The 22,064-nt window shown below is 61.4% G+C and carries 17 protein-coding genes and 1 pseudogene; 14 read left to right on the top strand and 4 right to left on the bottom strand.

Features of this window, described 5'->3' with window-relative positions; genetic code table 11:
- The first annotated feature begins 14 nt into the window (after positions 1 to 14).
- The 9 genes from AACY36_RS01205 to AACY36_RS01165 all read left to right on the top strand — a co-directional run bounded on the left by AACY36_RS01205 (position 15) and on the right by AACY36_RS01165 (position 10,299).
- Positions 15 to 1,337, top strand: a complete 1,323-nt coding sequence (locus AACY36_RS01205) for an amidase (protein ID WP_339417769.1) — start codon at positions 15 to 17, stop codon at positions 1,335 to 1,337.
- 11 nt (positions 1,338 to 1,348) lie between these two features.
- Complete coding sequence (locus tag AACY36_RS01200) at positions 1,349 to 2,227, top strand: polysaccharide deacetylase family protein (RefSeq protein WP_003234086.1); 879 nt, start codon at positions 1,349 to 1,351, stop codon at positions 2,225 to 2,227.
- Positions 2,228 to 2,260: 33 nt separating this feature from the next.
- Complete coding sequence (locus tag AACY36_RS01195; protein ID WP_339417772.1) at positions 2,261 to 3,601, top strand: MFS transporter; 1,341 nt, start codon at positions 2,261 to 2,263, stop codon at positions 3,599 to 3,601.
- A gap of 10 nt (positions 3,602 to 3,611) precedes the next feature.
- The gene (locus AACY36_RS01190) at positions 3,612 to 4,373 is read left to right on the top strand and encodes an SDR family NAD(P)-dependent oxidoreductase (RefSeq protein WP_339435852.1); all 762 of its coding nucleotides are present in this window, start codon (positions 3,612 to 3,614) and stop codon (positions 4,371 to 4,373) included.
- A gap of 75 nt (positions 4,374 to 4,448) precedes the next feature.
- Entirely contained in the window at positions 4,449 to 5,198 is a 750-nt protein-coding gene (locus AACY36_RS01185; protein WP_339417775.1) for an SDR family NAD(P)-dependent oxidoreductase, read from the top strand.
- Between the two features lie 13 nt (positions 5,199 to 5,211).
- Entirely contained in the window at positions 5,212 to 5,511 is a 300-nt protein-coding gene (locus AACY36_RS01180; RefSeq protein WP_339417776.1) for a hypothetical protein, read from the top strand.
- A complete protein-coding gene (locus tag AACY36_RS01175; RefSeq protein WP_339496689.1) occupies positions 5,508 to 6,482 on the top strand; it encodes a CobW family GTP-binding protein in 975 nt (324 codons plus the stop codon). The genes AACY36_RS01180 and AACY36_RS01175 overlap by 4 nt, the downstream gene beginning before the upstream one ends.
- Positions 6,479 to 7,654, top strand: coding sequence for an ABC transporter substrate-binding protein (locus AACY36_RS01170; RefSeq protein ID WP_339496688.1), 1,176 nt, complete (start codon positions 6,479 to 6,481; stop codon positions 7,652 to 7,654). The genes AACY36_RS01175 and AACY36_RS01170 overlap by 4 nt, the downstream gene beginning before the upstream one ends.
- Positions 7,655 to 7,962: 308 nt before the next feature.
- On the top strand, positions 7,963 to 10,299 hold the full coding sequence (locus AACY36_RS01165; RefSeq protein ID WP_339496687.1) for a putative bifunctional diguanylate cyclase/phosphodiesterase: 2,337 nt from the start codon (positions 7,963 to 7,965) through the stop codon (positions 10,297 to 10,299).
- Positions 10,300 to 10,389: 90 nt separating this feature from the next.
- Here the strand turns inward: AACY36_RS01165 and AACY36_RS01160 are convergent, their stop codons facing one another.
- A complete protein-coding gene (locus AACY36_RS01160; protein ID WP_339417782.1) occupies positions 10,390 to 12,801 on the bottom strand; it encodes a glucose/quinate/shikimate family membrane-bound PQQ-dependent dehydrogenase in 2,412 nt (803 codons plus the stop codon).
- A 414-nt stretch (positions 12,802 to 13,215) separates the two neighbouring features.
- Positions 13,216 to 15,234 carry a TonB-dependent receptor gene (locus tag AACY36_RS01155; protein WP_339417784.1) on the bottom strand — a complete coding sequence of 673 codons (2,019 nt, stop codon included), beginning with the start codon at positions 15,232 to 15,234 and terminating at the stop codon, positions 13,216 to 13,218.
- A 149-nt stretch (positions 15,235 to 15,383) separates the two neighbouring features.
- On the opposite strand from AACY36_RS01155, the gene AACY36_RS01150 reads away from it, so the two are divergent.
- Both AACY36_RS01150 and AACY36_RS01145 read left to right on the top strand, forming a co-directional pair.
- Entirely contained in the window at positions 15,384 to 15,617 is a 234-nt protein-coding gene (locus AACY36_RS01150; protein WP_012722427.1) for a VF530 family protein, read from the top strand.
- A gap of 4 nt (positions 15,618 to 15,621) precedes the next feature.
- On the top strand, positions 15,622 to 16,245 hold the full coding sequence (locus AACY36_RS01145; RefSeq protein ID WP_339417785.1) for a Pr6Pr family membrane protein: 624 nt from the start codon (positions 15,622 to 15,624) through the stop codon (positions 16,243 to 16,245).
- 107 nt (positions 16,246 to 16,352) lie between these two features.
- On the opposite strand, the gene AACY36_RS01140 is transcribed toward AACY36_RS01145, so the two are convergent.
- Positions 16,353 to 17,120, bottom strand: coding sequence for a siderophore-interacting protein (locus AACY36_RS01140; protein WP_339417786.1), 768 nt, complete (start codon positions 17,118 to 17,120; stop codon positions 16,353 to 16,355).
- Positions 17,117 to 17,638 (bottom strand): PadR family transcriptional regulator, encoded by a 522-nt coding sequence (locus AACY36_RS01135; protein ID WP_049709805.1) that lies wholly within the window; start codon positions 17,636 to 17,638, stop codon positions 17,117 to 17,119. The genes AACY36_RS01140 and AACY36_RS01135 overlap by 4 nt, the downstream gene beginning before the upstream one ends.
- 487 nt (positions 17,639 to 18,125) lie before the next feature.
- Here AACY36_RS01135 and AACY36_RS01130 point away from each other — a divergent pair, with 487 nt between their 5' ends.
- The 3 genes and pseudogenes from AACY36_RS01130 to AACY36_RS01120 all read left to right on the top strand — a co-directional run bounded on the left by AACY36_RS01130 (position 18,126) and on the right by AACY36_RS01120 (position 22,063).
- Positions 18,126 to 18,614, top strand: a complete 489-nt coding sequence (locus AACY36_RS01130; RefSeq protein WP_339435855.1) for a CS1 type fimbrial major subunit — start codon at positions 18,126 to 18,128, stop codon at positions 18,612 to 18,614.
- Positions 18,615 to 18,743: 129 nt separating this feature from the next.
- Positions 18,744 to 21,250 (top strand): annotated as a pseudogene (locus AACY36_RS01125) (CS1-pili formation C-terminal domain-containing protein).
- Positions 21,251 to 21,322: 72 nt separating this feature from the next.
- A complete protein-coding gene (locus AACY36_RS01120) occupies positions 21,323 to 22,063 on the top strand; it encodes a molecular chaperone (RefSeq protein WP_339417790.1) in 741 nt (246 codons plus the stop codon).
- Position 22,064 lies beyond the last annotated feature (1 nt).

Here is a 22,064-nt window from a genome sequence, read left to right as displayed (position 1 = left end):
TGAGGGCCATCTTGATGTCAGACGCCACTTCAATGGCCGAGGATTTTGCCTGCGGTCGCAGCGATCCGGTGCAAGCCCTCGAACAGGCACTCGAAAAGGCAAGCCAGGTGCCGTCGGTATTTATCAGCCTGACCACCGAGCGTGCCCGCCGTGAAGCCGAAGCCGCCGCTGCCCGTTGGCGCGCCGGCCAGCCCTTGAGCGTGTTCGATGGCGTGCCGTTGGCCTGGAAAGACCTGTTCGATGTGGCCGGCAGCACCACCACTGCTGGCGCCGCCTATCGCCGCAATGCGCCTGCCGCTTTGCTCGACGCGCCGACCGTGGGCCTGTTGTGTCGTGCCGGGATGGTCAGTGTGGGCAAGACCAACCTCAGCGAATTGGCCTACTCAGGCTTGGGTCTGAACCCGCATTTCGGCACGCCGCACAACCCCCATGGCACTGACCAACCACGCATCCCAGGCGGTTCGTCGTCCGGTTCTGCAGTGGCCGTTGCGGCCGGGATCGTTCCCATCGCCATGGGCACCGACACCGCCGGGTCGATCCGCATCCCGTCGGCGTTCAACGGCCTGGTCGGTTATCGCAGCAGCAGCCGACGCTACAGCCGCGATGGCGTATTCCCCCTTGCCCACACCCTCGACAGTCTCGGCCCGCTGACCCGCAGTGTGCGCGACGCCTTGGCCATCGACGATTTGCTGCATGGGCGCACCCAAACCCACCATGCCCGCAGCCTCAAGGGCCAACGCTTCGTATTGGCGCAACAGGATGTCGAGCCTGCTGTGCGCAACAACCTGCTGCGTGCAGTCGAGCAACTCAAGGCCCAAGGTGCGCTGATCGAAGAGCGCGAATGCCCGACCTTCCTGGCCACCCTGGACCTGATCAACCACCACGGCTGGCTCGGCTCGTTCGAGGCCTTCGCCTTGCACCAAGGGTTGCTCGACAGCCGCGACGCCGAACAACTCGACCCTCGCGTACGCCGCCGCCTCGAAGCCGCACGTTCGCTGCCAGCCAGCCAACTGATCCACCTGACCGACGCGCGCAGCCGCCTGCAACAGCAACTGATCGATGACCTCGACGGCGCCATTCTCATCACCCCAACCGTTGCCCACGTGGCGCCCGCATTGGCACCGCTGGAAGCCGACGACGACCTGTTCGTGAAAACCAACCTTGCCACCCTGCGCCTGACCATGCCCGGCAGTTTGCTCGACATGCCCGGCGTGACCCTGCCCAGCGGCTGCGATGCCCAGGGCCTGCCCACCGGGCTGCTGCTCAGCGCACCGGCGGGAGAAGACGCACGCCTGCTGCGCGCGGCGTTGTCCGTCGAAACCGTACTTAACGTTTAAGGAGATTCATCATGGCTAAAGACATTCTCTGTGCATTTGGCGTCGACGTTGACGCCGTGGCCGGTTGGCTCGGTTCCTATGGCGGTGAAGACTCGCCGGACGACATTTCCCGCGGCTTGTTTGCCGGTGAGATCGGTGCGCCGCGCCTGCTCAAATTGTTCGAACGCTACGGCCTGCGCACCACGTGGTTCATTCCCGGCCACTCGATGGAAACCTTCCCCGAGCAGATGAAGGCGGTGGCCGACGCCGGTCACGAAATCGGCGTGCACGGCTACAGCCACGAAAACCCCATCGCGATGACCGCCGAGCAGGAGGAAATCGTCCTCGATAAATCCATCGAGCTGATCACCCAAGTGACTGGCAAACGCCCGACGGGCTACGTTGCGCCATGGTGGGAATTCAGCAAAGTCACCAACGAACTGCTGCTGAAAAAAGGCATCAAGTACGACCACAGCCTGATGCACAACGACTTCCATCCCTACTACGTGCGCAAGGGCGACAGCTGGACCAAGATCGACTACAGCCAGCACCCCGACACCTGGATGAAACCCTTGGTACGCGGTGAAGAAACCGACCTGGTGGAGATCCCGGCCAACTGGTACCTGGACGACCTGCCGCCGATGATGTTCATCAAAAAGGCCCCCAACAGCCACGGCTTCGTCAACCCGCGTCACCTCGAAGAAATGTGGCGCGACCAGTTCGACTGGGTTTACCGCGAACACGAACACGCCGTGTTCACCATGACCATCCATCCCGATGTCTCCGGCCGCCCGCAAGTGTTGTTGATGCTTGAGCGGCTGATCGAACACATCCAGAGCCATGCCGGCGTGCGCTTCGTCACCTTTGACGAAATCGCCGACGACTTTATCCGCCGCCAACCGCGTACCTGACACCCACCCTTGCTCACCCCCTGAGGCGCGATTATGTCCATCTATAACAAGCTTGACCTGACTGGCTGGAAACCCCGGCAACTGACGTCCAAGGAAGTACGTTTCGCCACCTGGATCGCGTTTTTCGCCTGGGTGTTCGCGGTGTATGACTTCATCCTGTTCGGCACTTTGCTGCCGGAGATTGGCCGGCATTTTGGCTGGGGTGAAGTGGAGCAAGCTGAAATCGCGACGTGGGTGGCGGTGGGCACGGCGGTGGTCGCCTTTGCCATCGGCCCCGTCGTCGATAAGTTGGGGCGGCGCAAAGGTATTATTTTCACCGTGGCGGGTTCCGCGCTCTGCTCGGCACTGACTGCAATCGGCGGCGCGTGGGGCAAGTCGCCGCTGATTCTGATCCGGTCGCTGGGCGGGCTGGGCTATGCCGAGGAAACCGTCAACGCGACTTATCTGAGCGAGCTGTATGGCGCCTCGCAAGACCCGCAGTTGACCAAACGTCGCGGCTTTATCTACAGCCTGGTGCAGGGCGGCTGGCCGGTCGGTGCGTTGATCGCCGCTGGGTTGACCGCGTTGCTGTTGCCGATCATTGGCTGGCAGGGCTGCTTCATCTTTGCCGCGATCCCAGCGGTGGTGATAGCGATCATGGCGCGCAAGCTCAAGGAGAGTCCGCAGTTCCAGATCCATGAACGCATCAGCCGGCTGCGTAAAAGCGGCGCGGTGACTGAAGCACAAAATGTCGCCGTGACCTACGGCGTGGACTATGACGAACACAGCAAGGCCGGTCTCAAGGCCGCCTTCCGTGGTCCGGCGCGGCGCGCCACCCTGGTGATCGGCGCTGCGCTGTTGCTTAACTGGGCAGCTATCCAAGTGTTCAGCGTGCTCGGGACATCGGTGATCGTCAGCGTGCACCACATCTCGTTCGAGAACTCGCTGATCATCCTTGTGCTGTCGAACCTGGTGGGCTATTGCGGCTACCTCAGCCACGGCTGGATGGGCGACAAGATCGGCCGTCGCAACGTGATCGGCCTGGGCTGGATGCTTGGCGGGCTGGCGTTCGCCGGGATGCTGTTTGGTCCGAGCAATATGCCGATGGTGGTCGGGCTGTACAGCCTGGGCCTGTTCTTCCTGATCGGGCCGTACTCGGCGGCGCTGTTCTTTATCAGCGAGAGTTTCCCTACCAGCATCCGCGCCACCGGCGGCGCGATCATCCATGCCATGGGCCCGATCGGGGCAGTGGTCGCAGGTTTTGGTGCGACTCAGGTGTTGTCCGCCGGCAGCGACTGGCAGACCGCCGCGCTGTGGTTTGGCGCATTGCCGTGCTTCCTGTCCGGCGTCCTGATGTTTGCCGCGCGCCATGTGCGCCCGGAAACCGTTCAGTAAGGAGTGAGTGATGAGCCGTAAAGTTGCCTTGATTACCGGTGCCGCCAGCGGCATCGGCCAAGCCCTCGCCGTGGCCTATGCCCGCCAGGGTGTGGCGGTAGTGGGCGGGTACTACCCGGCTGATCCGCATGACCCGCAGACCACCGTTAGCCTGGTGCAACAAGCCGGCGGCGAATGCCTCATGCTGCCGTTGGACGTGGGCGATACCGCCTCAGTCGACGCACTGGCCGCGCAAGCCATACAGCATTTCGGGCGGCTGGATTATGCGGTGGCCAATGCGGGCCTGTTGCGCCGCGCGCCGTTGCTCGAGATGACCGATGCGTTGTGGAACGAGATGCTCAATGTCGACCTCACAGGGGTGATGCGCACTTTCCGCGCGGCGACCCGGCATATGCACGAAGGCGGCGCGCTGGTCGCGATTTCGTCGATTGCCGGTGGCGTGTATGGCTGGCAGGAACACAGCCATTACGCGGCGGCCAAGGCCGGTGTGCCGGGGTTGTGCCGGTCGTTGGCGGTGGAATTGGCGCCGCTGGGCATTCGTTGTAATGCGGTGATTCCAGGGTTGATTGAAACGCCGCAGTCGCTGGATGCAAAGAACTCGCTGGGACCGGAAGGTTTGGCCAAGGCGGCGCGCGCGATTCCGCTGGGGCGGGTAGGGCGGGCGGATGAAGTGGCGTCGTTGGTGCAGTTTTTGACCAGTGAAGCGTCGAGCTACCTGACCGGGCAGAGCATCGTCATCGACGGCGGCCTGACCGTACGCTGGCCTGACTGAATGTGCTGGATCTAAATGTGGGAGCGAGCAAGCCCGCTCCCACATTGGATCTGTGTTTGCTTTAGGAGATTTGACATGCCCCAACTGACTAACCGCCGCGCCGTCATCACCGGTGCCGGCAGCGGCATCGGCGCCGCCATCGCCCGCGCTTACGCCGCCGAAGGCGCGCGCCTGGTGCTGGCCGACCGCAACGCCGCCAGCCTCGCCGAAACCGCGATCACTTGCCGCAACCTTGGCGCCGAGGTGTTCGAATGCCTGGCCGACGTCGGCACCGTCGGAGGCGGCCAGGCCAGTGTCGACCGTTGCGTCGAACAGTTCGGCGGTATCGATATCCTGGTCAACAATGCCGGCATGCTCACCCAGGCGCGCTGTGTCGACCTGACCATCGACATGTGGAACGACATGCTGCGCGTCGACCTCACCAGTGTGTTTATCGCCAGCCAGCGCGCCTTGCCGTACATGCTCGAGCAGCGTTGGGGCCGGATCATCAACGTCGCCTCGCAACTGGGCATCAAGGGCGGCGCCGAACTGACTCACTACGCCGCCGCCAAGGCTGGGGTGATCGGCTTTACCAAGTCCCTGGCGCTGGAAGTGGCCAAGGACAACGTGCTGGTCAACGCCATCGCACCGGGCCCGATTGAAACGCCGTTGGTGGGCGGTATCAGTGAGCAATGGAAGCGCGCCAAGGCCAAGGAGTTGCCGCTGGGCCGTTTCGGCCTGGCCGATGAAGTGGCGCCGGTGGCGGTGCTGCTGGCCAGCGAGCCCGGCGGCAACTTGTTCGTTGGCCAGACACTGGGCCCGAACTCCGGCGATGTCATGCCATGAATGAGGTGTAGCCATGTGCGGACTCTGCGGACTGCTTGGCGAAGACCTGCACTGGAGCGATCCCCTGGGCGATGAGTTACCCCGGCGCCGTGAACGCCTGCGCCGGATCGCGGCGATCAACCAGGTGCTGGCGGTGTTCCGGCTCAAGGTCGAAGACTTCCAGGGCGCGTCGTATCTGCTGCTCGGCGCCACTGGCAAGCAGGCGCTGGCCAGCGGTCTGGATCAGCTGTGGCAAGCCGCCGAAAACATGCTCGGCCGGCCGCTGGATCCCCTCGATCCGCGTTTGTTGGACCACTTGGAGTCAGCCCCATGAGCATCGCCCTCAACGTCATCACCGGCTTTCTCGGCAGTGGTAAAACCACCTTGCTCAAGCGTCTGCTGCAGGGTGAAAGCCTGGGCGACACCGCGTTGCTGATCAACGAATTCGGTGATGTCGGCATCGACCATCTGCTGGTGGAAGAGGTGGCGCCGGACACGGTGCTGCTGCCCAGCGGCTGCGTGTGTTGCTCGATCCGTGGCGAGTTGAAAGACGCGCTGCTCGGCCTGCTGCAACGCCGCGAGCGTGGTGAAATCCCCGCCTTCGAACGGGTAATCCTCGAAACCACCGGCCTGGCCGACCCGGCGCCAATCCTGGCCACCTTGAACAACGACGTGCAACTGCGCGGGCGTTTTCATATTGGCTTGGTGATCACCCTGGTGGACGCCAGCCATGCCGTCCTGCAAGAACGCCTGCACCCGGAATGGCTGGCCCAGGTGGCGGCGGCGGATCGTTTGCTCCTGAGCAAGACTGATCTGGCGGATGACTGCGCTGCGCTGCGCGCGCATCTGCAAGCGCTCAATACCGGCACGCCGATCCTCGATACCCACGACATCCATAGCGGCGACCAACTGCTGCTGGGCGAAGGCCTGCGCAGTGCCGAGCCCGCCATGGAAGTCAGCCGCTGGCAGCTGCATCACACCACCACGGCCACCCACGGCGCCGCGCAAGTCTGCAGCCTGACCTTCGACCAGCCTCTTGATTGGGTGGGTTTCGGGGTATGGTTGTCGATGCTGTTAAGATGCCACGGCGAACGAATTCTCCGCGTCAAAGGGCTGCTCAACGTGAACGCCAGTAACGCCCCTATCGTCATTCATGGCGTGCAGCATTGCCTGCATGCGCCGGTGCATTTGCCTGCATGGCCGGGCAGCGACCGCCAATCACGCCTGGTGTTTATCCTGCGTGGCCTCGAGCCTGCGCTGCTAAAGCGTTCGTTTGAAGCGTTCTCGCGGCGGCTCGCTGCATGATCACACTCCGCGTTCTCGGCACGTCGGTCACCCTGCTTGAATGCCTGCGCGTACGCGCCGAAGAGGAGCTGGGCATTCGCCTTGTCTACCAAGTGCACGACGTCGAACAGGCGCAACGCATCGCGGTGATGCAACCCGACAGCTACGACCTGTATGACCAGTGGTTCCACAACGTCGACTTCGTGTGGCCAGCCCGGGCGATCCAGCCTATCGACACCCGACGCATCGCGCTGTGGCACGAGATCAATGACCTGCCCAAGCGCGGGCGCCTGTCGCCCGATGACCGCCTGGGCAGCGGCAGCGTGCCCAGCGCGCGGCTGTTCGTGCAGCACGACGGCAGCCTCGGCAGCACGGTCACCGAGCGCATCAGCATGTTGCCCCTGACCCACAACGCCGACAGTTTCGCCTACCGCCCAGAGCGCTTGCCCGAAGGTTTTTGCCACGGCAACGAAAGCTGGGGCTGGCTGCTCAACCCCGCGTGGCGTGCGCGCACCGCCTTGCAAAGCGACGCCGCCATCGGCGCCCTGGATGCTGCGCTGGCGGTGCAGGGCGCGGGGCTGGCGCAGTTCAAGGACATCGGCAATATGAGCATCGAAGAGATCGATGTACTCGCCGATATCCTCGTGCGTAAACAGAAGGAGGGGCATTTCGCGGCCTTCTGGTCGGACGACGAAGAGGCCGCGCAACTGATGCTCAGCCCGAGCATCGACATCCAGAGCCTGTGGTCGCCGACCCTGATGCGCCTGCATCGTGCCGGAGTGAAATACCGCCTGGCGGTGCCGCGCGAAGGTTATCGCGCCTGGTTTGGTGGTTTGTCATTGTCGCAGCATGCCAAGGGGCCGGTGCTGGATGCTGCCTATGCGTATCTGAATTGGTGGTTGTCCGGTTGGCCGGGGGCGGTAATGGCGCGTCAGGGTTACTACATCGGTAACCCGGCGCGCGCGCGTGATCACTTGAGCAGTGCGGAATGGGATTATTGGTACGCTGGAAAGCCCGCACGCGAGCAATTGCTGGGCAGTGATGGGTTGCCGTTGATCGAGATCGGAGAAGTGCGCGATGGAGGGGCTTATGAGGCGCGCATGGGGCATATTGCGGTATGGAATTCGGTGATGGACGAACATAATTATCTCGTGCGCCGATGGGGCGATTTCATGCGGGCTCGGGCTGTTTGACCGGGCTCACCCGTTTGAACCGACCGGCCTAACGTCGATCTCGCTCTCACATTCGATCTCCCGTATCAGGCATATATCACGCGCTCTGGATCGGTGCATCCCCTGGTCAACCCTCTGTCGCCAATAAAATGCCACCAAAATCCTAGCTTTTATTGGGTGCACGTACCCCAAGTCCCAGCTAATCTCCTGAATCCGAATATTCAATAAAAATGGATATCTTTTTGACGCCAGGTTAGCTGTCGCAGGGAATGCACATGACAAAGGGACGCGGTGGCAGAGAGAGGCGAGCGCTGCCGGAGGGCACTGCAATGAGGTGGCGCCATACGTTCCAAACCCGCATCGCCGGAGTGCTGGCGCTGTTGCTGTTGGTCGTGGTCGCCGCTACTTACTTCGCCGTGAAGACCGCCACCACCCGCGCCGTGGAGAACCAGGCGCAAGTCCAACTGCAAACCGGCAGCCAGGTGTTTGAACGCCTGCTCGACCTGCGCGGGCATCGCCTGCAGTACGGGCTGGGCTGGCTGACCGTCGATATTCCCTTCAAAAAGGCCGTGGCCGAAGGCAAGGCGGCACCGATTCTCGCCGCGCTGCGTCGCCACGGCACGGGCATTCGCTCCAGCGAAGTGTTCGTACTGGGCCTGAATGGCAAGGTCATGGTCAGTACCTGGCCGATATTGACCCGCGGCGAGTTATTCCCCTATCACGACGCCCTGCGCCGTGCGCGGCGCACGGGGTTGCAGATGCTGATTGTGGCCATGGATGGGCGGCCGTATTTGCTGGTGCAGGATGAAGTGCTCGACCCGCTTCCCATCGCGCGCATCGTCATGGGCTTTCCCATGGACAAACTGTTCGCCAATGAATTGCGCGCCATGAGCAACCTGGAAGTGTCGTTCCTCAGCGTGCAGAACGGCGCGCCCGGCCCGTTGTTCAGCACTCAGCCGGATGCTCACCAAGCCGCCATCCTCAGCCTGTTACGTGACGAGCCCGTCGACCCCGAGCCAAGAATCCATGTGTTCTACGGCCTACGTGTGCTCAGCCAGGTGTTGCCGCTGGACAACACCGGCGATGGCGATGAAGTGCGGGTGCTGCTGCAAAGCCGGCTGGACCATGCGCTGGAATCCTTTGCGCCGCTGGATCGGCAGTTCCTCGGGATCGCCCTGGCGGTGCTGCTGGTGTCGTTGGCCGGTGCGTTGTTTTTGGCACGCAGGGTGTCACGCCCGCTCAATGCCCTGGTGCAAGCGGCCGAACGGATTGGTGCCGGTGACTACCGCACGCCGGTGCGGGTGCGCAGCCATGATGAATTCGGCCTGTTGGCCCGGGCCTTCAACGCCATGCAAAGCGGCATCGCCGTGCGCGAGCGGCAATTGGCGCACAACGCACTGCACGATCCGCTGACCGGCCTGCCCAATCGCGCCTTGGTCATGGAGCGCCTGGGCAGTGCGATCAGCGCGGGGCGGCCAGTGGTGTTGCTGTACCTGGGGATCGAAAATTATCGGGTGATCAATGAAGGTTTCGGCCCACAGGGCGTGGAAGAAATGCTGCGCGAGGCCAGCCGCTGCCTGTCCATGAGCCTGTTGGCCAGCGATACGGCGGCGCGCATCACCGGCAGTGAGTTCTTGCTGTTGCTGGAAAATACCGAAGTTGACCGCGCTGTAGCCCGCGCCGACCGCCTATACGCACTGCTCACCGAGCCCCATCGCATCGGCAATGACGAACTGCGCCACGAAGTGAGCATCGGCATCGCCGCCTACCCTGCCGACGGCCAGCAGGTGGACGAGTTGATCAGCCGCGCCGCGATCGCCCGGCATGACGCCGCGAGCCTGCCGGGGCATCTGCAGGTCTACCAGCAGGACCGCGACCTGGCACACCAACGCCAGATCACCCTGATCCGCGACTTGCGGCGTGCGGCCCTTGAGGGGGAATTATTCCTTTGCTACCAGCCCAAACTCGATCTCAAGCACGGCCATGTGCGCCAGGCCGAAGCCTTGTTGCGCTGGCAGCACCCGACGTTGGGCCAGGTGTCTCCCGCCGAGTTCATCCCCCTGGCCGAGCGCACTGGCAGTATTCGCAACCTGACCCTGTGGGTGATCGAGGAAGCCATCCGCCAGATCGCCGAGTGGGCACAACGCGGCATGCTGATCCAGCTGTCAGTGAATATCTCAGTGGACGACCTGGCCGATGATGACCTGGCGATTCGCGTTACCGCCCTGCTGATGCAGTACCGCGTGGCGGCCGAACAACTGATCTTCGAAATCACCGAAAGCGCGATCATGCACAACCCGCAACAGGCCCTCAGCGTGCTGGAGCAACTGCGCGGCTGCGGCATCAGCCTGTCGGTGGATGACTTTGGTACCGGCTATTCGTCCCTCGCGCAATTGCAGCGCCTTCCGGTGCAAGAGTTGAAGATTGACCAGTCATTTGTGCGCAACCTCAGCAGTACCAGCGGCGACGCGGTGATCGTGCGCTCCACCATCGAGATGAGTCACAACCTGGGGCTCAAAGTGGTGGCCGAAGGGGTCGAGTTCGAGCCTAGCCTGAAGCTGCTCAAACAGTGGAAGTGCGACACTGCCCAGGGCTATTTGATCAGCCGGCCGTTGAATGCGATGGCGTTTGAGAGGTGGATGCGTCGGGAGCGAGCGCCGCTCTAAAGACCGGTACTCCCACATTTTGATCTTCGTCGTACATTAAAAAGGCGGCTACCTGTGAGGGTAGCCGCCTTTTTTTACCGCCAGTTTCGCTTAATCCGGCAGTTTAAACGCCATCACATAATCACCCTGTTTGGTACCCAGGGAACCGTGACCGCCCGCCATGACCAGCACGTACTGCTTGCCGTCCTTGCCGGTGTAGGTCATCGGCGTGGTTTGCGCGCCTGCTGGCAGGCGACCTTCCCACAGTTGCTTGCCGTTTTTCACGTCATAGGCACGCAGGTACTGGTCGAGGGTGCCGCTGAGGAAGGACACGCCACCTGCGGTGGTGAATGTGCCGCCCAGGCTAGGCACGCCCAGGGTCAGTGGGATCGGAACCGGCGAGCTGTCGCGCACGGTGCCGTTTTTGTGCATCCAGATGGTTTTGTGGGTGGTCAGGTCGACCGCCGCCACGTAACCCCACGCTGGCGCCTGGCACGGCAGGCCCATTGGCGACAGCATGGCTTCGAGGATCACACCGTACGGCGCGCCTTTGTTCGGCTGCACGCCTTCGGTTTCACTGACGCGTGGGCCTTGCTTGGCGATGTCGGCCTTCGGGATCAGCTTCGATTTGAACGCCATGTAGCTTGGGTTCACGAAGGCGATCTGACGCACGGGGTCGACGGAAATGCCACCCCAGTCGAACACGCCAAAGTTACCCGGATAAACGATCGAACCTTGCAGCGATGGCGGGGTGAACGGGCCGTCGTAGCGCAGGGATTTGAAGTCGATGCGGCACAGCATCTGGTCGAACGGCGTCACGCCCCACATGTCACGCTCTTTGAGCGGCGGTGGCATGAAGTTCAGGTCCGACTTCGGTTGGGTAGGGGAGGTGCGGTCGCCCGCCACTGCGCCTTGCGGTACCGCCACTTCGTGGATCGGCACGACCGGTTGGCCGGTAGCGCGGTCCAGTACATAGATGCTGCCTTGTTTGGTCGACGCCATCACTGCCTGCTTCACGCCGGCTTCGGTCTTGATGTCGATCAGCGAAGGCTGGCCGCCCACGTCCATGTCCCACAGGTCGTGGTGAGTGAACTGGAAGGTCCACTTCACGTGGCCAGTGTCGATGTCCAGCGCAGTGAGGCCAGCAGCGTATTTTTCGGACTCGTCGGTACGGTCGCCGCCGTACTGGTCGGGCATCTGGTTGCCCATCGGCAGGTAGAGCATGCCGAGCTTTTCATCCACGGCGAACATGGACCACATGTTCGGCGAATTGCGGGTGTAGGTCTTGCCTTCGGCCAACGGGGTGGTGTCTTCCGGGTTGCCGCTGTCCCAGTTCCACACCAGCTTGCCGGTGTGCACGTCGAACGCGCGGATCACGCCGCTCGGCTCGTCGATGGAAACGTTGTCGGTCACGTGACCGCCGATCACGACCAGGTTCTTGGTCACGGCCGGTGGCGACGTGGAGTAGTAACCGCCTGGGGCGAAGCTGCCGATATTGGCACGCAGGTCGACCTGACCTTTGTCACCGAAGTCTTCGCACATCTTGCCGGTGTCGGCGTTCAGGGCGATCAGACGGGTGTCGGCGGTCGGTACGAAAATGCGTTTCGGGCAGGCATTCGGCGCGGCAGCCGGGCTGGCGGTGCCGGTCGGGCTCTGCGACGAAGCGTAGACGGCATCATCGTGATACGACACGCCACGGCAGGTCATGTGCGCCCAACCCTTGAAGTTCTCAGCACCCTGGGTGGTGATCTTCGGGTCGAAGCGCCAGATTTCCTTGCCGGTGTCCGGGTCCAGGGCAATCACTTGGCTGTGCGGTGTGCACACGTAGAGCATGCCGTTGACTTTCAGCGGGGTGTTTTCTGCGGTGGTTTCACCCGGGTCGCCTGCGCCAGGGATGTCACCGGTGCGGAAGGTCCACGCCGGCACCAGTTTGTGGGCGTTTTCCGGGGTGATCTGCGCCAGCGGCGAGTAGCGATCGCCAAAGGCCGAACGGCCGTAGGAGTTCCAGTCGCCATCGGCCTGGGCCGGTGCAGCGTTGGCCATGCCCGGTACCGCGTCGCGGTCCAGCTGGCCTTTGATTTCACCGGGGTTGGTGAATTGGCTGGCAATGGCGGCAGCACCGGCCAGCACCACCGCCACGCTCAGCGCGCCAGTGCCCAGCGGGGCAGGCTGGCCACGCAGCAACGGACGGCGAAACCACGGGAGCAGCATGACGAGACCCAGCGCGAACAGCAGCGCCAGGCGTGGCACCAATTGCCACCAGTCCAGGCCGACTTCCCACAGGGCCCACACGGTACTGGCGAACAGCACCAGTGCGTACAGACCCAGCGCGGCGCGGCGAGTAGCCAGCAGCAGAACGCCGGTCAGGGCGATGCCGATACCGGCCAGCAGGTAATACAACGACCCGCCGAGCATCGTCAGCTTGATACCACCGGCCAGCAAGGCCAGGCCCATGATCAGCAGCAAGACGCCTAGCAGCCTGGGCAGCAGGCGACTTGGGCTTGAGGCACCGTCAGTGCTCATAATTGTGTTTCTCCGTTGCGTTGGAATTATGTATCCCGTGTTTCTTCACTGTAGATGACGATTCGACACGGGCTTGGTTCAGCGTTAATTCAGTTTTCTGGGAATAAGCACGGTTATCCACAGGCGGGCGATTTATTCCCACGCGCAGGTCCGTGTAAGACAGCGCTGTCTTGATGGGCGGTATGAATCGGCAAGATGGGTTCGACCGGGAGGTGAAACGTTTCAGATTATTGCGGGCAAGGATAAAGGGAGTGCGCGTCGAGAGAAAGCGCAAATCGCAAGATGCATTATTTCAAATTGGGTAACAGTGACTAAATGTCGCTGAAAAACCATTGGGTAGGGCGGGATATTTGTAATGAGCGAGCTGGCCTCGCGCGGGGCAAGCCCGCTCATTACAAATAGTGTGTGTACTCATTAGAAGGTGGTGCGAACGCCGAACTGCACGCTTCTGCCCGGCGCGGGTGCGATATCCCGCAGGATCGAGCTGGCGTAGCGCACGGTTTGGTTTGTCAGGTTTTCACCGTTCACAAACGCCAGCCATTGGCTGCCACCGAGATTGAAGCGATAGCCCGCGCTCGCTCCCAAGGTCGTATAGCCATCGGTGCCACTCTCGTTATCCGGCACGCGGCCTTGTCCGGCGGCATGTTCAACATCGATGCGTGCCTGCCAGCGGTCCAGCTCCCACAATAAGCCGCTGTTCAAGCGTAGCGGCGCAATACGCGGCAAGGCTTCACCGGTATCCAGGTTGGCCGCGCGGGTATAGTCGCCCGACAGTTCCAGGGCGAACTTACCGTAGGCACTTTCGCCAAGTTTCCAGTGATCCTGGGCTTCGAAGCCGGCAAACCGTGCACGCACGCCGGTGTATTTGTACTCAGGAATACCGCCCGCGTCGTCTTCACCCTCATCGTTCAGTGTGCGACCGCTGCCCAGCAGGCCGATGTAGTTGGAGAAACGGCTGTAGAACACGCCAAAGCTGCCTTTGTGGGTGCCATTGTCAAAGCGCAGGGCCAGGTCGCTGGACACGGCTTTTTCTTTCTTCAGGTCGGCATCGCCCAGCTCGTAGGTGCCGGTGGCGACATGGGCACCGTTGGCGTACAGCTCGTAAAAGGTCGGCGCGCGTTCGGTATAGCCCAGGGTCGCGGCCAGGGACCAGATTGGCGTGAGTGTGTAGACCGCCCCGGAGGACAGGCTACCAGCGGTGAAATCATTGGATTTGTCTGCACTGGCGAAGCGCGCGTTGCCTTTGGCATCCGGGTCGACGCTGGTGTGTTCCAGGCGCCCGCCGAGGCTGAGTTTCAGGCGCTCGGTGGCCTGCATTTCTTCGAGGATAAACAGCGCGCCGGCGTTGGTGTCGGTCTGCGGCACGAAGGCTTCTTCACCGAGGGCCGAGAACTCGTTGCGGGTCACTTGTGCGCCAACCACGCCGTCGAACGGGCCGATGGGCTGGTGACGGGCTTCGACGCGCGCTTCATACCCCTTGTTCTTGAAGATCGTGCCGGTTTCGCCGCCTTCGATTTCACGGTGTTCGTAATCGGTGTAGCCCGCGTCAAGTTTTACCGAGGTAAACGGGCCTTGCAGGTTGCGGATCTCCGACGCGAACGCGTAGTGGTCCTGCTGCATGCGGATACGTACGTCCTGCTCGGCCGGGGAGCCATAGTTTGCGTCGTAGTTGCTGTAGGACAGCCCGGCATAACCGTCATCCCAGGTGTAGGACCCTCCCACCGCGCCGCCGTCCTGGCGGCCGTCGCTGTTGCCCAGGCGGCCGCTTTTGCCGGGTGCATCATTGGTTTCCGGGGCATGGCGGCTGCGCGCCTGGCCAGGGATTTTCAGGTCATTGAATTCCCGCGCATTGGCGTCCAGGTGCAAGGCAAAGGCGCCGTTACCGGCTTCCAGCCTGCCAGCGCTGCTGCGCGTAGTGTCGGCGCCGCCGTAGCGCAATTCACCGGCACCGTGGATGCCTTCGATGGCCTCGGTGGGGATACGGTTGTCGAACGTGTTGACCACGCCGCCGATGGCGCTGCCGCCGTACAACAACGCCGCCGGGCCGCGCACGATTTCAATGCGATCGACGTTAACCGGGTCCAGCGGCACCGCGTGGTCGTAGGACAGCGAAGAGGCATCCAGCGCACCCACGCCATTGCGCAGGACGCGGATACGGTCGCCATCCTGGCCACGGATGATTGGCCGGCTCGCGCCCGGGCCGAAGTAAGAAGACGACACGCCCGGCTGTTTGTTCAGGGTTTCACCGAGGCTGCCTTTTTGTTGCAGGGTCAGTTCATCGCCCTCCAGCACGGTGGTCGGCGAAGCAAGCTGTTCGCTGCCCAGCGGGTTACCGGTAATGACTTGGGGTTGCAGCTCCAGGGCGTGGGCTTCGGAGCAGATCAACAGGGCGGCGGCGAGTGGGGTCAAGCGCCACAAAGAAGAGAGGGGCATCGGACATTCCTTGGAAAAACGACGAAAAGATTTGAGATTTATAGTTACAATATAACATCTCCTTTTCGTTGGAGGCCGGAACTTTTTATAACGAGCAGGTGGGGTGATAAGGTGTGCGCCTTCGTGAACACATTTTTCATAGGCCTGGCATGACCGCGACAAGTAACGACCCACTCCACGGCGTGACCCTGCAGCACGTCCTCACCACCCTGGTGGAACACTACGAATGGGAAGGCCTTGCCGAGCGTATTGATATCCGCTGCTTCAAGAGTGACCCGAGCATCAAGTCGAGCCTCACCTTCTTGCGCAAGACGCCTTGGGCGCGGGAGAAAGTCGAAGGGTTGTACGTGAAACTGATGCGCACCAAACGCCCGCTGGATTGAACCCATGAAGCGGTTCGTAGCAGCAGTGGCGCTGGCCGGTTGGGCGGGGCTGGCGATCCAGCAATACCTGATTTTCTATTCGCGCTGGGCGTCCGGCGCCAGCCTGATGGGCGGGTTGATCAACTTTTTCAGCTTCTTTACCGTGCTCACCAACACCCTGGCGGTGGTGGTGTTGAGCTATGCGTGGGTGAATCGCGATTGCGCAGCGAAGCGGTTTTTCCTCGGGCCCAAGGTCAGCAGCGGCATCGCCGTGAGCATCGTGGTGGTGGGCCTGGCCTATAACCTGTTGCTGCGGCACTTGTGGCAGCCCGAAGGTTTCCAGTTTATCGCTGACGAGTTGCTGCACGACGTGATGCCGGTGCTGTTTTTTGTCTACTGGTGGCGGTATGTGCCCAAGGGCAGCTTGCACGTCAGGCACATTGCGGCGTGGGTGATTTACCCGCTGGTGTATTTTGGCTATGCGCTGCTGCGTGGGGATTTGCTCGGGCAGTATCAGTACCCGTTCATTGACGTGAGCACGTTGGGTTATCCACAGGTGTTTGCGAATGCCGGGGGGATTTTGGCGGGGTTTGTGTTGATTGCGTCGGCAGTGGTGGGCCTGGACAGGTTTCTAAAGCGAGCACGGTAAAACGGTAGGAGCGGGCTTGCTCGCGAATGCTGTGTGTCAATGGATGTATCTGTAACTGATCCAGCGTATTCGCGAGCAAGCCCGCACACATTTTGACCGCGTCAGGTTTAATTGTCTTCACTGCCCTCGGCGCGCCAGTAGCCTGCGGCCTTGAGGTATTCCTCATTGACCTTGTGCGTGTCCAGCAGCACTCGCCGTACTCGGCGCGACAGCTTGGTTTCGGTCGCCACGAAGCTGTACAGTGAACCGCTCGGCAGCGTCAGGTTCTGTACGGTGTCGAGCAGATCGTCCTGGCCACGCACCACCCATTTCACCTGCACATCGGCGGCACTTTGCAGTGCTTGCTGCTCCGCCGCATTGGCGATCTCAATCACGGCCAACACCTTGCGGCCCGCCGGCAGTTCTTCCAGGCGTCGCGCAATGGCAGGCAGCGCGGTTTCATCGCCGATCAACAGGTAGCTGTCGAAAATATCCGGCACGATCATCGAGCCTCGTGGCCCGCCGATGTACAGGTGTTGGCCGACCTGCACCTGCTCGGCCCAGGTGGAGGCAGGGCCATCGCCGTGCAGCACGAAGTCGATATCCAGCTCGCCAATACTCAGGTCGAAACGCCGTGGCGTGTAGTCGCGCATGGCCGGTTGCGGGCCATCACCCTTGATGCTGAAGCCCGGGCTTTCCAGCGCGGCCTGTTCAGCGGCGTTCTGCGGGAACAGCAGCTTGATGTGATCGTCGCTGCCCAGGCTCACAAAACCCGCCAGTTCAGGGCCGCCGAGGGTGACACGGCGCATGCGTGGGGTGATATCGACCACCCGCAATACGTCCAGGCGACGGCGTTTGATGTCGTGGGTAACGCGGTGGATGACTTGCGTATTCATTGGTCTTTCCCGTCGGCAATGGCTTGGGCGGTGCGATTGAGCAGCGCCGCGACACGAACGATTTCTTCCGGGCTCCAGCGCCCGTGGTGCGAATGCAAGGCATGACGCAGGTTGTGCACCGCCTCGTGGATTTCCGGCGGGCGGTCATGGCCACGCAGTGAACGCTTGCTGACGTCGATGCGCATACGCACGCCGTCCAGGGCAACCGCTTGCTCGCTTAAGAAGAGACGACCGGCGTCGGTGATTGTGTAGCGCTTTTTTCCGCCATCGGCGTCGCCCTGGATCAAATCGCTTTCTTCCAGAAAGGTCAGGGTCGGGTAAATCACACCCGGGCTGGGTGTGTAGGCGCCGTCAAACAGGCTTTCGATCTGGCGAATAAGGTCATAACCGTGGCACGGCTGTTCGGCGATCAGTGCCGGCAGCAGCAATTTCAAGTCGCCGGGCGCAAATACCCGAGGGCCACGACCGCGGCCGGCGCGTGGGTCAAAACCGTCACGTTGGTGAGGATGGTCTCGCATGGTAGGAGCCTCTGTGTGTGTCTAGATATAACGTAAGATATATCTTATGGTCGTGGCAAGGGCTCCAGACGGACGGTCAGCCACACCTGCGTCCCAGCGTTCTTCAGCTCACCGCTACTTGAAACATGTAATAGCAGGACGACTCGACTAAATAGAAAGTGGGTGGGGACGCGTAAAGGCTGTTGTTTTTTAGTTGTTGTAATACTAGTCTTACGGAACTGATCCGCAATAAATTATTATCATTTATTCACGTGTAGTCTGTTTCTTACGGGTAATTTTAAAGTTTTGGCAAAATGCCATGATTTTCCTATGTGTCATGGTGTAACTCGGCTACGCAACTAAGCGAATCAGACGGCTTACTTAGTATTTATTGCTGTGGATACTTGCCTGGCGTTGAACAAGTCCCCGACTTGCAATGCAATTAGTTGGAAAATTAAACGCTTCCAACGCCTCTAAGAACCCTTTTTTTAGATGACAGGTATTCAGCATGTTCAAGAAATTCGCCGTAGCGGCACCTCTCGTCGCCGTCGCCATGTCCGCCACCACGGCTTTTGCGGTCGACGATGCGCGTTCGTCCATCAACATCACGGCCAATATCCCTACCAAGCAGTTTCACGCTCAGCCGCGTGACCCTAACTTTGGTAAGGATGAAACCATGAACTACAACCCTGTCAGCGGTGAACTGAGTTCCCTGCGGGCAACTTTCGATGTCAAGAACACCGACGGTTCGGTTCACGCCTACATCGAAGGCGGCCCGACCGCGGCTGCGTTATACAACGGCTCGGACAACATCGCGCTGACCAACACCTTCAACGGCGTCACCCTGACGGCCACCCCTCAGGAAGTGGTTGATGATCCTCAATCCACCCCAGGCACCCAAGCTGATCTGGTCGTCACTCCGGCCAAACCGCTGGACACTCAGAACGGCCTCTACACTTCCAACTACACCGTGATCTTCGACGCCGTACCGCGTTGATGTGAGCCTGTGGTTCACCCCGTGAACGCGATGATTGCGGGGGTTTGAATAGACAGGCCGGCAGCTTCCTTCCCGAACGCCGGCCTGGTTTAACAGTTTCGACTGTCCGTACTGACGAGTATTCCGTCCATGTTTCCGATGACGCCACTGATGGGCGCGCTCGCGTTATTGCTGTGCGCCAATGCCCTGGCTGCACCGACAGTTCCCGGTACAACACCGGGTAGCTTGTTATCACAGTCCAAGGGACTGCCTGAAGAGTTTGAGCAACACTTTTTCGATGTGCCACTGGCGGTGCGCGTAGAACTCGATCAACAGTTTCTCGGCGAAGCCATGATTGTATTGGGCCGCGATGACCGTATTACCTTACTTGAGTTTACTGACCGGGGCGACAGTCAACTGTCTGCCGCTGTCAGTGCCACTTGGGAGCAACGCCTTAAAGACGGCATGCCCTTGGGCGGCTGCGAACAAAGTTGCCCGTCGCAATTGTTGGCGGTGCACTACAGCCTGGAAAACTCGCTGGTCTCGATCCTCACGGAAAACGTCGAGCGCAACGCGCAGGTGAAGCAGTTTTACGATCAGCCGGCAGCCGGCAGCCTGGGCATGATTTTCAATAACCAATTCAACCTCACCGGTGGCCAGGACGAGTCAGTCGGCGGCCGCTATGGCCTTGAGGCCAGTTCCAGCATTGGCAACTGGAGCCAGGCGATGAACCTGCAGTTGTCCCGCGTCGGTGGGGTGGACACCACGCTCTACCACGCCATGCACGAGCTTTACACCCAGCGCGAACTGGAAGGCAATTTCGTCCGCCTGGGCTACTTCACCCCTGGCTCCAACGGGCTCACGCGGCAGATTCGCTCATTCGGCGCCAACCCCGACACCGCCGTGGGTGTGATGTACGGCAGCTCCGACAGCCTGCTCATCAACAACCCCAAGCCCAGCGTCTACCCGGTGTACGTCACCGCCAGCCGCCAGGCATCGGTGGAAATCTACCGCGCCGGCCTGTTGATCAACACCCAGCCCGTCGCTGCCGGCTTGCAGACCCTCGACACCCGGCCCTTGCCGGGTGGTATCTACGAGGTGGAGGTGCGCCTGATCGAAGACGGTTTCACCACCGCCACCACCCAGGAGTTGATCTACAAGCCCAACAACTGGCGCAACGCTGATGAACGCTGGCGCTACAACACCTTCATCGGCCAGGAAACCAAACTGCTGAGCAACTGGGACGAGCAGTCGAGTCGCTTCATGACCTATGGCGCCGGGATTAACTACCTCGCGCATCCTCGGGTGATTCTCGGCCTGTCGACGCGCAAGGTGCGGGAAAAAATGCAGTACGGCACGTCCATCGACTGGACGCTCGCCAACAGCCTCAGCCTGTATGCCAACGTCTACCAGACCCAGGACCACGGCACCGGCGTCGACCTGCAAACCCTCTACAGCTATGGCCAGGGCAGCGTGGTGTTCAGCCACAACCGCAGTTGACCTACGAGCTGCTGCCGGACGGCACGCGCATCCGACAGCGCAACGTGTTTATCGGCCAGACCAGCAACTCGTCGCTGTCCCTGAACCATCGCCTCAGCAACAAAAGTTCGATCAACTCGCGGCTGTCCTACAGCCAGGGCAACATCGAAGGCACGGGCGTGGACGTGGGCTGGACCCAACGCGGCACGTTCCTGGGCAGCGATGCCAACTGGCGTTTGTCGCTGTTCGACCGGCCCGCCACCTCAGCCACCGGTGACAACCGCAACCGCGGCGTCGACCTCAGCGTCAGCGTGGCCTTGGGTTCGCCGGGCGAGCAGTGGTCCGCCAGCATCGGCTCGCGTACCGCGCGTGACGGTGGTCGCGACAATAACGGCTCGCTGACCTACACCAAGACCCTTGACGATCACCTGCTGCAAAGCGTCTCCGGCACCGCGATTGCCGACACCTATGGCGTGGGTTTGTCGGGGCGCGCCAGCTTCCAGAGCGACGAACTCTATGGCGACACCTACGTGCAGCGCTCGTCGTTCAACGGGCGCCTGTCAGGTGGCTTGAACCTCAGCAGCACGGTCGCGGTGGGCGGCAGCAAAGCCGTGCTCAGCAGCCAACAGCAACGCGGTGGCGCAGGCATGATCGTCGACGTGGAAACCGACCTCGAAGACATCACCCTGCGCGCCGATGACTTGACCGGCGGCAGTTCACGCCTGCGGCCAGGGCGCAACTTTGTGCCGATCAGCGCTTACAAGAGCAGCACCCTCGCGTTCGACTTTGACGGCAACCATCCACCGGCCGCCAATATCCAGCCGGCGCGTACCCAATACCACCTGAACAAAGGCGGCGTGGAGTACCGCAAGATCAGCGTGATGCGCACCGTCACGGTGTTGGGCCGCCTGGTTGACGGGCAGGGCTCCCCCCTCAAGGGCCACCACGTGATCAACCACGCCAGCCGCGCGGTCAGCGAAGTGGACGGCTTCTTCTCAATGGAAATGAACGCCGGCGCGCCGACCCTGGAAGTGCGCTACGCCAACCAGTTGCGGTGCCAGTTCAGGCTCGACCCGAGCAAGGCGCGTCAGGAAAGCGATGTGCTGATGATCGGGGATTTGCGGTGCACGCCGGATACGTTGGCTGATATCGCCCTGACTGACCGAGCTGCGGGCTGATCACCTTTTTATGCAACGGCCTGAAACGGTCCTAGACAACCGTCTTCTCGCGATAAACCTGAGGTTGAGTAAATGAAACGTGTGTTGATGCTATACGCCTTATCGCTGTTTTCCCTTGCGGCCCTGGCCGGCCCGCAGATCAATGTGGGGGTGGTGTACGACTACCTCGACGGCGATAGAAGTACCTACATGAAACGTGTGTTTAACGGCGGTACATCCACCGCGTTCGTCAAGGTCAATATCCTTGAGATGATCTATAACGACGACGGTAGCTACCGCGAAGTGCCGCTGCAAAACCAGGTGGGCGCCGTTGCGCGCGAAGGCTTGATGGCGAGCCCTGCGCGCTTGATCGTGCCGGCCAACGGCACACAGGGCACGCGCTTGCTGTTCATGGGCAACCGCGACAAGGAGCGCTATTTCCGCGTGCGCTTCGTGCCGGTGGTGCCGCAGTCCGACGATGACTTTGCCGTTACCGATGAAGAGCGCGACGAGTATCAGCAAAGCCTCGCGGCGGGTGTCAGGGTTTTGGCCGGCTACGGCACGGTGTTTTTCGTACGGCCCAAGGTCACCCGGTTCGACACGGCGATCCAGGACAACGCCACGCGATACACCCTAAGCAACAACGGCAACAGTGTGGTGGTGATCGACGAGTTCAAGGACTGCTCGGCCGAGTCCCCGCAAGAGTGCCGGCCGACCCTGCGTCACCACATCCGTGCCGGGCGTTCGTATGGCTTCGACAAGCAACCGGGTCGCGAATACCGCTTTAGCCTGATCGAAGGCGACGAGACCAGAAAAATCGAGGTCAAGGGGTAAA

It is taken from the genome of Pseudomonas sp. EA_15y_Pfl1_P101 (assembly GCF_963970835.1).
Lineage (GTDB): Bacteria > Pseudomonadota > Gammaproteobacteria > Pseudomonadales > Pseudomonadaceae > Aquipseudomonas > Aquipseudomonas tritici.
This window is presented reverse-complemented; position numbering and strand designations above follow the sequence as displayed.

Bases quoted from the DNA above. Each gene is read 5' to 3' on its own strand.
- AACY36_RS01205 (WP_339417769.1), top strand. From the start codon at position 15: ATGTCAGACGCCACTTCAATGGCCGAGGATTTTGCCTGCGGTCGCAGC.
- AACY36_RS01200 (WP_003234086.1), top strand. From the start codon at position 1,349: ATGGCTAAAGACATTCTCTGTGCATTTGGCGTCGACGTTGACGCCGTG.
- AACY36_RS01195 (WP_339417772.1), top strand. From the start codon at position 2,261: ATGTCCATCTATAACAAGCTTGACCTGACTGGCTGGAAACCCCGGCAA.
- AACY36_RS01190 (WP_339435852.1), top strand. From the start codon at position 3,612: ATGAGCCGTAAAGTTGCCTTGATTACCGGTGCCGCCAGCGGCATCGGC.
- AACY36_RS01185 (WP_339417775.1), top strand. From the start codon at position 4,449: ATGCCCCAACTGACTAACCGCCGCGCCGTCATCACCGGTGCCGGCAGC.
- AACY36_RS01180 (WP_339417776.1), top strand. From the start codon at position 5,212: ATGTGCGGACTCTGCGGACTGCTTGGCGAAGACCTGCACTGGAGCGAT.
- AACY36_RS01175 (WP_339496689.1), top strand. From the start codon at position 5,508: ATGAGCATCGCCCTCAACGTCATCACCGGCTTTCTCGGCAGTGGTAAA.
- AACY36_RS01170 (WP_339496688.1), top strand. From the start codon at position 6,479: ATGATCACACTCCGCGTTCTCGGCACGTCGGTCACCCTGCTTGAATGC.
- AACY36_RS01165 (WP_339496687.1), top strand. From the start codon at position 7,963: ATGAGGTGGCGCCATACGTTCCAAACCCGCATCGCCGGAGTGCTGGCG.
- AACY36_RS01160 (WP_339417782.1), bottom strand. From the start codon at position 12,801: ATGAGCACTGACGGTGCCTCAAGCCCAAGTCGCCTGCTGCCCAGGCTG.
- AACY36_RS01155 (WP_339417784.1), bottom strand. From the start codon at position 15,234: ATGCCCCTCTCTTCTTTGTGGCGCTTGACCCCACTCGCCGCCGCCCTG.
- AACY36_RS01150 (WP_012722427.1), top strand. From the start codon at position 15,384: ATGACCGCGACAAGTAACGACCCACTCCACGGCGTGACCCTGCAGCAC.
- AACY36_RS01145 (WP_339417785.1), top strand. From the start codon at position 15,622: ATGAAGCGGTTCGTAGCAGCAGTGGCGCTGGCCGGTTGGGCGGGGCTG.
- AACY36_RS01140 (WP_339417786.1), bottom strand. From the start codon at position 17,120: ATGAATACGCAAGTCATCCACCGCGTTACCCACGACATCAAACGCCGT.
- AACY36_RS01135 (WP_049709805.1), bottom strand. From the start codon at position 17,638: ATGCGAGACCATCCTCACCAACGTGACGGTTTTGACCCACGCGCCGGC.
- AACY36_RS01130 (WP_339435855.1), top strand. From the start codon at position 18,126: ATGTTCAAGAAATTCGCCGTAGCGGCACCTCTCGTCGCCGTCGCCATG.
- AACY36_RS01120 (WP_339417790.1), top strand. From the start codon at position 21,323: ATGAAACGTGTGTTGATGCTATACGCCTTATCGCTGTTTTCCCTTGCG.